The organism is Clostridium sardiniense (genome assembly GCF_019753795.1).
Classification (GTDB): domain Bacteria; phylum Bacillota; class Clostridia; order Clostridiales; family Clostridiaceae; genus Clostridium; species Clostridium sardiniense.
In genome coordinates, this window is sequence record NZ_JAIKTU010000017.1 from 31,393 (window position 1) to 44,863 (window position 13,471).

A 13,471-nucleotide genomic window follows, 5' to 3' on the forward strand; every position below is an offset into this window, starting at 1 on the left:
GGAGGTATTTTATTATGGAAAATACTATAGATATAACAAATGAATATTATTTAGAAAAAGCACCTATAAAGAAAGCGATCAGACATCTTTCAATTCCAATGATGATAGGGATGTCAATTGGAACTGTGTATAATATTATTAATGCATACTTTATAGGACTATTACATAATACTGAGATGTTATCTGCAATAACATTAGGTCTTCCAATTTTCACTATACTAATGGCCTTTGGAAATGTATTTGGTGTTGGAGGTGGAACTTACATAACTCGTTTAATTGCTAAAAGTGAGATAGATAAAGCAAAAAGAGTGGCTAGTTATACTGTATTTGCAAGTATAGTAGCAGGAATTATTATAGCAACTATTTCTTTATTTGTAATGAACCCACTTATGAAATTACTAGGTACAAATGATATAACCTTTAATTTAACCAAAAATTATTCAATAGCTTTGTTTATTAGTGGATTTACAATTGTTTTGAATTTTGCATTAGAACAAATAGTTAGATCAGAAGGGGCATCAAAAGAATCAATGTATGGTATGGGGGTTAGTGCATTAGTCAATTTAATATTTGATCCATTATTAATACTATTTTTTAATTTAAATGTAGTTGGAGCAGCACTTGCAATGTCAATAGCGAATCTTGCCTCTGCAATTTACTATATATACTATCTAGAAAAGAAAAGTGAACACCTTAGAGGTTTTATTGGTGGATTTAAACTCTCATTAAAAGAGCAATGGGAAATATATAAAATAGGTATATCAGAACTTTTGCAAATGTCCTTTATGATTGTTACAACACTGCTTTTAAATAATTACTGTATGGAGTATGGGGATAATGTCATAGCTGCGTTTGGAGTTGCTTTACGTATTGTACAAGTCCCTGAATTTTTATCAATGGGAATATTTTTAGGGATTATACCACTATTAGCTTATAATTTTTCGAATAAAAATTTCTTAAGATTAAGATCAGCAATCAAAGAGGCAGCAAAATATATAGGTATAATTTCATTGTTATTTGTAGCAATAGTATATATATTAAGAGTACCTATAATTAGATTATTTACTAATCAGTCATCTGTTGTAAGCATAGGTACTTATATTTTAATAGCTATGTTAATTTCAGCATTATTTAATGGATTTACTGGACTACTTATGGGAGTTTTTCAAGCGTCTGGACAAGCGGCACCAACTACTATAATGGCAGTAGCACAAGGGATTTTGTATATTCCAGTAGTTATAATTGCTCATCATTTCTTAGGACTTCATGGTGTTATTTGGTCATCAACTATAACTGAAGTGATTACATGTATAACAGGAATTGTATTATTTGCTCAATTTAATAGGAAAATTAAAAAGTTAGATAGTAATCCTGTTAGTTTATAAGATTTTAGACCAACTATTTTAGTTGGTCTTTTTATATTTAAAAATAAACATTTAATTTACAAATAAAACCTTTTGTTACATAAATGAAGAATAATTAAATAATATGGTAATATATAGATGAACTAATGAGAAATAGGGGGAAATGTAATGAAAAAATATCTTGGAGTTTTTGGAAAGATTATAGGATTTGGTCTTATTTATCTTATTATGCAAGCTTTAGTAGGCATGATTTATGGGTTTATCATAATGGCTGGCGCAATAATGAGTCAGTCAGACATAAATATGATGGGAACTCAAATAATGAATAATCAATTTATTTTAGCTGTAATTTCTGCATTAATAACATTTTTAATATATGTCTTAATGCTTAGAAAAAGAAAGAAAAATCTTTGGGAAAGATGCAAATTTAATAAAATAAAAAAATCTTATATTCCAATAATAATTTTAGCTACTTTAGGATTTGCAGTATTATCATCAGCTTTTGTTGCTTTAGTAGGAGATAAATTCACTAGCTATAGTGATACATCAAAGGGATTAATGACTGCATATAATTCTATATATACAATGATAAGTGTAACCATAATAATACCTATATTTGAAGAAATTTTGTTTAGGGGATTAATATTTGATCAATTAAAAAGAGGATTTAATGTAATAGTAGCCATAATATTGCAAGCAATAATATTTGGATTATTTCATTTTAATCCGGTACAAACTATGTATACAATAGTTTTAGGAATAATATTAGGAGTCATAGTTACTTGGTCTAATTCTATAATAGGAAGTATGATAGGCCATATAACTTATAATATAGTGGGAATATTAGTAATGCCGATGATTGTATATTATGTAGGGGACTATACAGCAATATATGCAATAATAGGATCTATATTATTAATAGTAGGAGTAATCCTTATATATAAAACATATAAAGTAAGTAATAGAAAAGTTTTATAGTTTAATAAATAATAAAAACCCTTTAAATTAATATAATTTGAAGGGTTTTTATTATTAGTTATTATATCAGGGTGTTTATAATAGTTATTATAAATTAATTCTTATTTAATCTTTATTAAGTTGTTAAATGGTATAAACTATATTAAACTACTATTATAGTTTTTAGTGATAGTTATTGAAAATAGAGATTTGAAAGGAAGAGGGTTATGGAATTTTATCCAGTTGCGATAGAGAAATTAATAGAGGAATTTGCTAAGTTGCCAAGTATAGGTCAAAAGACAGCACAAAGGTTAACGCTTCATGTATTAAACTTACCAGAGGATGAAGTGAAAGAGTTTGCAGAAGCATTAGTAAAGGCTAGAGGAACAATTAAATATTGTTCAGTTTGTGGTAATTTTACTGATTCAGATCCTTGTGCTATATGTGCGAATCCTAACAGAGATAAGAGTACTATATGTGTAGTAGAACAACCAAAAGATATAATGACTATGGAAAAAGTTAAAGAATATAATGGAGTTTACCATGTTCTTCATGGAAATCTTTCACCAATGCAAGGTAGAGGACCACAAGATATTAGAATAAGAGAATTAGTCTCTAGAATGAGAGAAGAAATTAAAGAGGTTATTATAGCTACAAATCCTAATATAGAAGGTGAAGCTACAGCTATGTATATAGCAAAGATACTTAAACCTTTAGATGTTAAGGTAACAAGAATAGCAGCTGGTATACCAGTGGGTGGAGATCTAGAATATGCTGATGAAGTAACTCTTTCAAAAGCATTAGAGGGAAGAACTCAAATATAAAAAGAAGGACTCAAAAAATTGAGTCCTTAATATAGATGGGAGTTAGAAGTTTTGTTTGAGAATGAGTGAAAAGCTTCTTATGATAATAATGTATGAGGATGTTTGAAAATGTGTTACTAAATTTTTAATAGCTTGCATACTAATTACAATTTTTGGATAAAATTTAATTATAAATGAATTTTAAGGGGTTAGTATATGAATAAAAATTTTATAGTTAAATATCTTAAGGGTGTAATTGGTTATAGAAATGAAAAAATGGACTTGCTAATGGCAATTGAAGGTGCAAAGGCTGAAATGGAGATTGCAAATAGTATTTTTGAAAATGTAGAAGATCCATTACTTATAGAGGTGGCTATATATACAGAGCAAGCCGCTAAAAAAAGATATTCATATTTGATGGATCAAGCTAAGAAAAAAGGAATTAAAGCTAATAGAAAATATATTATGAATAAAAATCTAAGACTAGCAGAATAAAGAGGTGTTTTTAATGTTAGATGCTAAGTTACTTGTATATGGGCTTATTGGATTAGTAGTTTTATATGTTATTATAAGATTATTAAAATGGCCAATTAAATTGTTGTTAAACGGAATATTTGGAGTTGTATTACTATATATAGTAAACACAATCGGAGCGGGATTTGGATTCCATATAGCTATTAATATTATTACCGCATTAATTGCTGGTATATTTGGAATACCTGGTGTAGCAGCTCTTATATTATTTCAAATATTTTTATAAAAAAGAACCAAGCTAAATTAATTTAGCTTGGTTCTTTTATCTTAATTAAATTTTTAATACCTCTTGCTTATCTAAAGATATCTAATTTTAATTTATCATTGATATCATTAAGTAATTTAATACTAGCAACGCTATTTCCAGGAACATCTAATGCAGGACTAAATAATCCAATACCACATTTACTTGGAACTGCTGATAGTATTCCTCCACCTACACCACTCTTTGATGGAAGGCCAATGTGAACTGAGAAAGTACCAGATTCATCATATAATCCGCAAGTAGTCATTAAAGATTTAACTACTGTAGCTGTTTCAATTGGGAATAATCTTTCATTATTCCAAGGACATACACCTTCATTTGCAAGAACAGCACCCATTCTAGATAGACCAACTGCTGTTACTTTCATAGAGCATTGTCTAAAGTATGAGTCAAGTATATCAGGAACATCTCCTTCGATCATATTATTACCTTTCATGTAGTAAGCTAATGATCTATTTATATCTCCGGTTCTTTTTTCTGATAAATAAATTTCAGTGTTTAATTTAACACCATCATCACCCATGATTTTCTTGAAGAATTCTAAAATTCTAGCTGAACGTTCTTCGGTATCTTTTCCTTTTACTAAAGATGTTGTTGCAATTGCACCAGCATTTACAAATGGATTTGTTGGTTTATTTCTATGATTTATTTGCATATTTAATATTGAATTAAATGCAAAACCAGTAGGTTCAGTATCAACTTTCTTAAATACTTCTTCTAATCCATTATCTAAAGTTGCAAGTATAAGAGTTGGAACTTTAGAGATACTTTCTATAGCAAATCTTGTATCATAATCACCGGCAAAATATTCTTTATTACTTTCTAAATCATAAATTGCAACACCTAATTGATTAGGGTCCACTACTGCAAGACCAGGAATGTATGTTGCTACATGACCATCCTTAATATACTTTTTATTCTTTTCTACTAATTCTTCTAAGTCATTATTGTTAATCATAAAATCACCTCGTAGTATTAATTTTCTAGTTATTCACATCATCTTAAATCGCTTAACCAAAGCATAGCACTTTGAATTTTGCTATTCAATAAACGCTTTATGAATATTTGCATATATTTGTAAAAATAATAAGAATGAGGATTTTATCTATATTTAAAATAATCTTAAAGGTAAAATAATTTTAGTATTTTTATGGAAAAATTATTTGGAATTGATACTGAAATAAGAACTAGAGTATACTCTAGTTCTTATTGTTACAGTTATTTTATATAGCTAGTTTGCTTTGGATTTATGTCTTTAAAAATTAATATTTTAATAATAAAAAGTATATGCTATTAACAAATAGAGTAGAAATTTTTTTAATTAAATGTTTACAGTAAAAATTTAAAAAGTATTATATATTATTTATTGTGATAAGCCTTTATACAGCTTGTGTAAAGGTTTAGGTATGTGTAACAAAAGATTAGATAGAAATTATATATTATCTTAAGGTAGTAATAGTTTAAATATAAGGAGTAGCAATGAACAAAAGGTTAGAAGAATTAAAGAATGGAACTGATATAAGAGGTATAGCAATTAAAAATAAATACAAGGAAGTAAACTTATCTAAAGATGAAGTCAGAGAAATAGCAACAGGATTTTATAATTGGCTTGTAAAAGAAAAGAATTCAAATTCTTTAAAGGTAGCTATAGGATGCGATTCAAGATTATCAGGAGAAGAGTTGAAGGCAGTATTTATAGAAACACTAAGGGAATTAGGTTGTGACGTTTATGATTGTAGTATGGCTACAACGCCAGCTATGTTTATGTCAACTATAATGGATGGATATAAGTGTGATGGTGCAGCGATGATAACAGCAAGTCATTTACCTTTTTATTATAATGGAATAAAGTTTTTTACAGATAAAGGTGGAGTAGAAAAATCTGATATAGATGAAATAGTAGCTTTATCGGAGGTTAATAAAATCACTACACAGAATATAGGTAAGCTAGAAAAAAGAAATCTTATTGATGATTATTCAAAAATTTTAGTAGATAAAATAAGAGTTGGTGCAGATAGTAAGGGTAACTTTGATAAACCTCTTGATGGATTAAATATAATAGTAGATGCTGGAAATGGTGCTGGTGGGTTCTTTGTCGAAAAGGTACTTAAAGAATTAGGAGCAAACACATCAGGAAGTCAATTTTTAGATCCAGACGGCAATTTTCCAAATCATATTCCTAATCCTGAAAATAAAGAAGCTATAGAATCAATATGTGAAGCTGTAAAGAGAACTAAAAGTGATATGGGAATAATCTTCGATACAGATGTTGATAGAGCTGCGATTGTAGATAAAAATGGAAATCCAATAAATAAAGATGCACTTATAGCATTGATATCAACAATAATTCTTAAAGAATATCCAAATAGTACTATAGTTACAGATTCAGTTACAACTGAAGGTCTTGGAAGATTCATTGAAAGTAAAGGTGGAAGACATCATAGATTTAAAAGAGGATATAAAAATGTAATAAATGAAGGTATTAGATTAAATAAAGAAGGCATAGAATGTCATCTTGCAATAGAAACCTCAGGACATGCAGCTATAAAAGAAAATTATTTTTTAGATGACGGAGCATTTTTAGTATCAAAAATATTAATTGAAGTTTCAAAGCTGCATGAACAAGGAAGAGAGATTGGAAGTCTTATAGATAATCTTGAAGAACCTTTAGAAAAAGTAGAATATAGAATAAATATAGAAAAAGATAACTATAGAGAATTTGGAGAGGGGATCCTAAAGGATTTAGAGTCGTTGGTTAAGAGTCATACTTCATGGAAATTACCTGAAAAAAATTATGAAGGAGTAAGAGTTATGTGTACATCAGAAAAAGAAGATGGATGGTTTCTATTAAGATTATCCCTTCATGAACCGCTATTAGCATTAAATGTTCAATCAGATGTAGAAGGTGGAGCTGATGTGATGATAGAATCAATAAGAAGATTTTTAAAAAAATATAATATGAAATTTTAAATAAAGATATAACAAATAATCCAAAATAATATATAAATAATTAAAGCTTTAAGTGGTTAAATTTAAATATTAATTACTTAGAGCTTTTTTAATATCTAAGTTTATTCCATTAGAAATTTTGTATTGTCTTTACAATATAATATTAGAGGTTATTGAGTTATTCTTAATAATTAAGGGTAGAGTTTTTACAATTATATATGGATAATTAAGGAATTGTTAAGAAATTAATAAGAAAATACTCCTCTTTATATTAAGATTTAATGTTTAGAATTATATTATAGTAATCACTGGAGGGGTAGTTAATGAATGTTTTAGAGGTGAAAAACCTTAAAAAGGTTATTGGGAAGAGAGAGATAATAAAAAATTTAAACTTTACAGTTAAAGAAGGGGAAATATATGGATTCTTAGGACCTAATGGTGCTGGTAAGACAACAACAATTAGAATGTTAGTTGGGCTTATATCACAAACATCAGGTGAAGTTAGAATTTGTGGAGCAAATCTTAAAGATAATAAAGAGAAAGCATTAAAGGATGTAGGGGCTGTAGTTGAAAATCCTGAGCTTTATAAGTATCTTTCAGGAAGAGAAAATCTTATGCAAATTGCAAGAATAAGAAAAGTATCAAAGGAAGAGGTAGAAGAATTAATAAAGCTTGTTGGATTAGAAAACAGAATAAATGATAAAGTAAAGAAATATTCTCTTGGAATGAAACAGAGATTAGGTCTTGCTGCAGCACTTATCGGAAATCCAAAACTTTTAATATTAGATGAACCAACAAATGGACTAGATCCATCAGGAATTATAGATTTTAGAAACATAGTAAAGAGCGCTTCAAGAGAAAGAGGAATGGCCGTATTTGTATCTTCACATATATTAAGTGAAGTTCAACAACTTTGTGATAGAGTAGCATTTATTAATGATGGTGTTATAAAAGCAGTAGAAAATATGAATGAAGCTGTACAAGGAACAGAAAAAGAAAGTCTTACATTAGTTGCAAAGAATGATGATGAAATAGTGCTTAAGGTATTGAGAAATCAACCATTTGTATTAACTTCAGAGAAATCAGAAGACGGAATAAATATTGTTATAGATTCAGGTACAACTCCGGAACTTGTAAAAGCCTTAGTAAAAGAAGATATTTTAATTGAAGAAATATTTAAAAACAGAGAAGGCTTAGAGCAAAGATATATGGAGCTTGTTGAAGGAGGTATAAGATAATGATATTTACTCTAATAAAAAATGAACTTATTAAGATAACAAGAAGAGGTAAGACTTGGGTTGTATTTGGATTATTTGCATTAGCTATGGTAGGATTTATATTTATGGCCAAAATAAGTGCAAATCAAATGGCTCATTGGCAATCACCTGAGGGGCAAATTGAAAATATAGATACCCAATTAGGATGGAGTAAAGATAACTTAAAGCATAATGAGGATTATTTAAATGAAGTTAAAAATAATAAATCTTCTAGTAAAGAAGAAATAGAAAATGCTAAAAGCAATGTAGAGTATGCTAAAAATGATATAGAAAGATTACAAGCTGATAGAAAGATTCAAGAGAAACTTATAGGTCAAGAAGCTCCTGATTGGAGGATTGCAGTTAAATCAGAGATTGCTAGCTTAAAGAGTGAATTGGAAAGAGCAAAAGTAGAAGGACATGTTAATAAAGAGCAGACAGATAATATTAATAAGCAAATTGAAAGAAACCAATATTTCTTAGATAATGATATAAAGCCAATACAAGAGTGGGAATTCTATCCTAGTAATTTCGGAATACAAGTTATGATGATGCTTGGTATGGTTATACTAGTTGCAGGAATTGCAGTATTTATGAGTGATATAATCTCAGGGGAATGTACTCCAGCAACACTTAAATTCTTATTAGTTCAACCTATTTCAAGGGGAAAAGTGGTGTTATCTAAATTTATTGCCATAATAATAACTGTAGTAAGTATGATATGTGGACTTGAAATTGCAACATTTGGTATAATGGGAGCTTTTACAGGATTTGATGCAATGAAGATGCCAGTTGAATTAGCTCTAAAATATCAGATTAATCAAGAGGTTTTAATTCAGCAAGGATTTAAGCAATTAGATTTAGTTGCAAATTCAGGATATAACTCAACAATGGGTGAGTTTGTACTTAAGAGCTTTTTACTGCAAGTATTATTTATAATTGCATGTTGTGCATTTATATTTATGATATCTGCTTTATTTAAAAGTAGTATGATAACAATGGCAGTTTCAGTAATTGTTTCAGTAGCAGCTACAATGTTACCTATGATGAGCCAAAAAATTGGAGAATATGCACATCTTATATTCTTAAATTACGGCAATACACCGGCAGTGATTCAAGGTAATATAGCATACAATTATTCTAACGTAAACTTTACACCGCAACTTGGTGCTATACTTATGATTGGAACTATAATAGTTTCATATATAGTAGCCCATGTAGTATTTAGTAAGAGAGATATGCTTGTATAGTATATTTGAATATAAAAAAGTTAGAGATTATAAAGTTTCCCCTATGTTAAGTAGATTTTAAAAAAGAGAGTTAATAAGCTAAAAGCTGATTTCTGTATTGAACAGGAGTCAGCTTTTTTAGGTTACATTGACAACGGTAATTATTATAATAGTCAATATAATAATCTATAACTAATTATAGTTCTTCAAAGCTAGAGAAAGATTTGTAATTAAATGCTATTAGAACAGTATTTTTAATTACTTCATCCTTTGAAAAAGCTTCATTTCACTTATAACGAATTGACCTAATAAATTTATTGTACAAAAAAAGAACCTATATAGATAGGCTCTCTTTTTATTTTCGGATTTTATAACTGGATTATTATTTATTTTTTTGTAGTATCTTCAAAGAAATTTAGCATTCTTCCTGTAAAGAAAACATTTTCTGGATTCCCATAACTATTTACAGCTTGAAGTTTAACAAACTTAGCATTTGTTGGTGTATTTAAGTTTAAAGTTTTAACATTATCATTGTTTTGAAGATTACGTACTTCACCAGATTTTGTCCAATTAATACCATCTAAACTTGTATAAATATCTACATTTTTTAATCTTCCATTTACATTACTAGGTTTATACTCTATAGAAGTAATATAATGTGGCTTATTAAACTTAACAGAATAATATTTATTTTTTTCTCCATTCCATGTATTGTGCCATCCTGTGTTTATATTTCCATCTATCATATTTAAAGCAGCAGCTTCTCTATTATTTTCTTGTGAAGAATAGCTATTAAGTGTTATACCTTCTAGCTGAATATATTTTCTTGTATCAGGCTGATTATCTTCTGTAAATTTATATTTAACTGTATTACTCTGCATTTTATTTCCAGAGGAAGCGTATCTTACATGAACTGTTTTGTTTCCAGTAAATCTAGTACTAGAAGCATCATATTTATTCCATGTGTTTCCACCATCTTCACTATATTCTAAGTTTCCATTAATACCTCTAAATTGATTTTCAAGGTCATTAACATATAGTTTTGAAGGAGCATCATGTTGTGTAATATCAATAGTATAAATTTGTGGAGTTCCTACAAGTGAAATCTGAATATCTTGTTTTGAATTAACTTTTTCGAGTTCTTCTTTAGTTAATGTAACTTCTTTTGAATTAGTTTCCTTTTTTGTAGCCCATCCATCTACACTATATTCCCATCTAATTGATGAATTTGAGTAAATATCATTTATCTTAATTTTATCAGCATTTTTACCATCAAAGGAGAATGTTGCAAGTTCTACTTTATTTTGTCCTAAAAGGTGTTTTGCCATAGTTTTACATGCATTAGCTTGAACAGAATCAGATGCAGTAGCTTCTGAAGCTCTTTTAAGTGTTTTTGTCTTAAGCATATCAAAAATTACTTTATCTGAATCATTAGTTATATTTTTATCTAAAAGTTTCATCACATCTACATATGGTAGTGGGAAAAATTCAAGACCATTCGATGCTCTTTTAGCAAGATATAAATAATCATTACTTGTTTTATTACCTGAACCTTTATATGCATTAATAAGCCCTACAAGAGAATCAAGATTATAATTCTGAATTGTAAGAGCTTTTTTATAAATATCTATTTGCTTTTCAGGATTACCATTATATACATCTGCAAGATAATTATAATATGATGCCTTTATTAAATTATCATAATCATCAAGAGCATGCTGTGCTAAAAGTATATAACTAACAGAATAATAAGAATCCCAATCTTTAGAGCCCCATCCTAAAGGCATTCTTTCTCCCTTTTCAGATTTTACCCATCCTGAAATATCATTTTTAATACTCCATATACCTTTACCTTGAGCATTTTTATTGTAAGTTAAAGCTGCTGCATGTCCAGGTTGTCCTATAACAGCTGCAGGAGTTCCAAATACCTGTGCAAGATTTGCGTAAGTTTTGGCAAGCCCGCCACATACTGAACCTTCTTCAAATACCATCCATAATTTATGAGTTCCACGTTTCCCATAATCAGATAAAGACTCTATGTTATATTTTTTATTCCATTCATCAAATTTTGATTTATCATAATACTTATCCTTATTATAATTAAATCCATTAGTGTAAGTAATATATGTATATGCATCTAAGTAACTTTTATTTTTAGCCTTTTTATCTAATGCATTATTTACTAGCCAGTTTATTTCTTCATCATCAATATTATTATTCATTACCCATCTCATAAGCTCAACAGGTAAATCCTTAAATAATCCAGAATATCCACCTTTATTCATAAGTCCATTATCATAAAGATCTTTATATATTTTATATCTTTCACATGCATTAGAAGCTTTTGAATTGCCTGTCCATAATCCAATAGATTTAGAGTGACTTAATGATGTCGCAATTGCCATTTTTAAATATAGGTCACCATTTTTAGTATCATTAAAATCATTTTTATATTTGTCTCTAATATCTGCTAAAGCTTTAATTGATGTAGAATAATTTCCACCCCATTCAAGCTCTCCGCCAGTTACATAAAGATTAAGAGCTTTTTTATTATCTACAAGCCAATTAATTGTATCTTTATATTTATCTCCTAATTTAGCAATCTCTTGAAGAGTATTAAATCCAGCTCTTTTTACAAAAGTTCTCTGTAATAATAACTTCTCATAATCTCCAGAAATTTCATCATTAATTGTATACGTTTTTTTTATTAGTTCATCATATTGTGTAACCCTTTTGATACTATCTAAATACTCAGTATTAATATCATAATTAGGCTTTAATATCCTTGGAGAACCATAAACGGCATGATCATTTCCATTATCTCCATTTTTATCTGCATAAAGTTTTAAATATTTAGCACCTTTAATATTTACATCTATAAATGTAGCATTCTTATTTCCCTTAAGAACATTTGTTTTTGCTACTTCAGTCCATTGCTTACCATCATTAGATGTAAAAATAGCGACTTTTATCCCATCACCTTTATCCCATTGAGATCTATCAATACCAGCATATGTAGTGAATCTTGAATATGTTTGAGAATATTTTGAAACATCAAAAACAACATTTGAAGTTGCATGAGCACCTATTCCCTTGTTAAATTGTAAAACTTCACCTTCAACATTTAAAGCAATTTTACCTCCATCAGTATTTTTATCTTTTTTTATGTTCCCCCAGGCTGTATTAGACATATTTTCAATATACCCTAAATCTGATAGAAACATGTAATTAGCATTACTTTGGTCTTCAGTCTGTATTATGTTATTTTTGTTAATACTTTCACTTGCGAAGACCATTGAACCTTGAAAAGTTAAAGAAGTTATTAAACACCCTGCTAAAAAACTACAAATTTTTCTTTTATTTATCATATTTCCCCCTATATTTTTGATTTTATATTATTTTTTGTTATATTTTACTATACTTTTTCATTTTATCCAATATAGCATTTGAATTGAATATTAAAGTTAACATAAATTTATTAATATGTACATTTATAGTAAATTTAGTAAAATAAAGTTTTTGTTGTGTATGTGGCTATAAGTAGACAATGATTGCTTAAATTTTAGTACTATATGTATTTTTTATTATTTCTGAACTTACTGTACCTTATTATCTTCGTTTAACCCAAAGAGTACTACCAAAAAAATTAGATTTCTTAAATTAGGAAATACTTTGAATATTTAGTTTAGTAATAAGATTTCTAATAAATTTAACTATGTTTGTAGGGTGAACAGTTTATGGAGCAGATATAAATGGATATAGTCTGACATTATTTCTTCAAATAAATCGCCCTTTTGTAATGCTGATATTCTAATACAATTAATTTATCTAATTTAAAAGTAAATTATAAATATGAATATAATTAGGATAACTAGAAGAATATAGTTTTTCTTTGCTATAATAGGAGTATAAATCAAAAGAGGAGTGTTTTTATGTCAGCAGGAATTGCAGTAAATTGCGGAGATTGTCCAGAAAAAAGAAGCGGAAATTGTGATGGAAAGGATCTACAATGCGTTTGCTTTAAGTGTCCAAGAAAATTAAGTGAATGTATAGTAACTAAATATTGTAGAGAAACTGAATCTGTATTATATTTTGGACCTGAATATTAATTAAA

General features: G+C 28.2%; 11 protein-coding genes and 1 pseudogene. 9 read left to right on the top strand and 3 right to left on the bottom strand.

The window, feature by feature from the left end; all coding sequences use genetic code 11:
- Positions 1–14 precede the first annotated feature (14 nt).
- The 5 genes from K5V21_RS16990 to K5V21_RS17010 all read left to right on the top strand — a co-directional run bounded on the left by K5V21_RS16990 (position 15) and on the right by K5V21_RS17010 (position 3,884).
- Positions 15–1,385 carry an MATE family efflux transporter gene (locus K5V21_RS16990; RefSeq protein WP_221862275.1) on the top strand — a complete coding sequence of 457 codons (1,371 nt, stop codon included), beginning with the start codon at positions 15–17 and terminating at the stop codon, positions 1,383–1,385.
- A gap of 147 nt (positions 1,386–1,532) precedes the next feature.
- On the top strand, positions 1,533–2,342 hold the full coding sequence (locus K5V21_RS16995; RefSeq protein WP_221862276.1) for a CPBP family intramembrane glutamic endopeptidase: 810 nt from the start codon (positions 1,533–1,535) through the stop codon (positions 2,340–2,342).
- A gap of 206 nt (positions 2,343–2,548) precedes the next feature.
- Positions 2,549–3,145 (top strand): recombination mediator RecR, encoded by a 597-nt coding sequence (recR, locus tag K5V21_RS17000; protein ID WP_204596162.1) that lies wholly within the window; start codon positions 2,549–2,551, stop codon positions 3,143–3,145.
- A 195-nt stretch (positions 3,146–3,340) separates the two neighbouring features.
- On the top strand, positions 3,341–3,619 hold the full coding sequence (locus K5V21_RS17005; protein ID WP_221862277.1) for a DUF2508 family protein: 279 nt from the start codon (positions 3,341–3,343) through the stop codon (positions 3,617–3,619).
- 13 nt (positions 3,620–3,632) lie between these two features.
- Positions 3,633–3,884 carry a pro-sigmaK processing inhibitor BofA family protein gene (locus K5V21_RS17010; RefSeq protein ID WP_204596160.1) on the top strand — a complete coding sequence of 84 codons (252 nt, stop codon included), beginning with the start codon at positions 3,633–3,635 and terminating at the stop codon, positions 3,882–3,884.
- Positions 3,885–3,951: 67 nt separating this feature from the next.
- Here the strand turns inward: K5V21_RS17010 and glsA are convergent, their stop codons facing one another.
- Positions 3,952–4,881: a glutaminase A gene (glsA, locus tag K5V21_RS17015; protein ID WP_221862278.1), complete on the bottom strand. Its 930-nt coding sequence runs from the start codon at positions 4,879–4,881 to the stop codon at positions 3,952–3,954.
- Between the two features lie 521 nt (positions 4,882–5,402).
- On the opposite strand from glsA, the gene K5V21_RS17020 reads away from it, so the two are divergent.
- From K5V21_RS17020 to K5V21_RS17030, 3 genes are all read left to right on the top strand, one after another.
- Complete coding sequence (locus tag K5V21_RS17020) at positions 5,403–6,893, top strand: phosphohexomutase domain-containing protein (protein ID WP_221862279.1); 1,491 nt, start codon at positions 5,403–5,405, stop codon at positions 6,891–6,893.
- Positions 6,894–7,195: 302 nt separating this feature from the next.
- Complete coding sequence (locus K5V21_RS17025; protein WP_204596157.1) at positions 7,196–8,110, top strand: ABC transporter ATP-binding protein; 915 nt, start codon at positions 7,196–7,198, stop codon at positions 8,108–8,110.
- On the top strand, positions 8,110–9,378 hold the full coding sequence (locus K5V21_RS17030) for an ABC transporter permease subunit (RefSeq protein WP_221862280.1): 1,269 nt from the start codon (positions 8,110–8,112) through the stop codon (positions 9,376–9,378). The genes K5V21_RS17025 and K5V21_RS17030 overlap by 1 nt, the downstream gene beginning before the upstream one ends.
- A gap of 70 nt (positions 9,379–9,448) precedes the next feature.
- On the opposite strand, the pseudogene K5V21_RS17035 reads toward K5V21_RS17030, so the two are convergent.
- Positions 9,449–9,547: pseudogene (locus K5V21_RS17035) on the bottom strand (IS3 family transposase); the annotation flags it as partial.
- A 196-nt stretch (positions 9,548–9,743) separates the two neighbouring features.
- Entirely contained in the window at positions 9,744–12,725 is a 2,982-nt protein-coding gene (locus K5V21_RS17040; protein WP_221862281.1) for an NPCBM/NEW2 domain-containing protein, read from the bottom strand.
- A 564-nt stretch (positions 12,726–13,289) separates the two neighbouring features.
- On the opposite strand from K5V21_RS17040, the gene K5V21_RS17045 reads away from it, so the two are divergent.
- Positions 13,290–13,466 (top strand): hypothetical protein, encoded by a 177-nt coding sequence (locus K5V21_RS17045; protein ID WP_204596154.1) that lies wholly within the window; start codon positions 13,290–13,292, stop codon positions 13,464–13,466.
- Positions 13,467–13,471 lie beyond the last annotated feature (5 nt).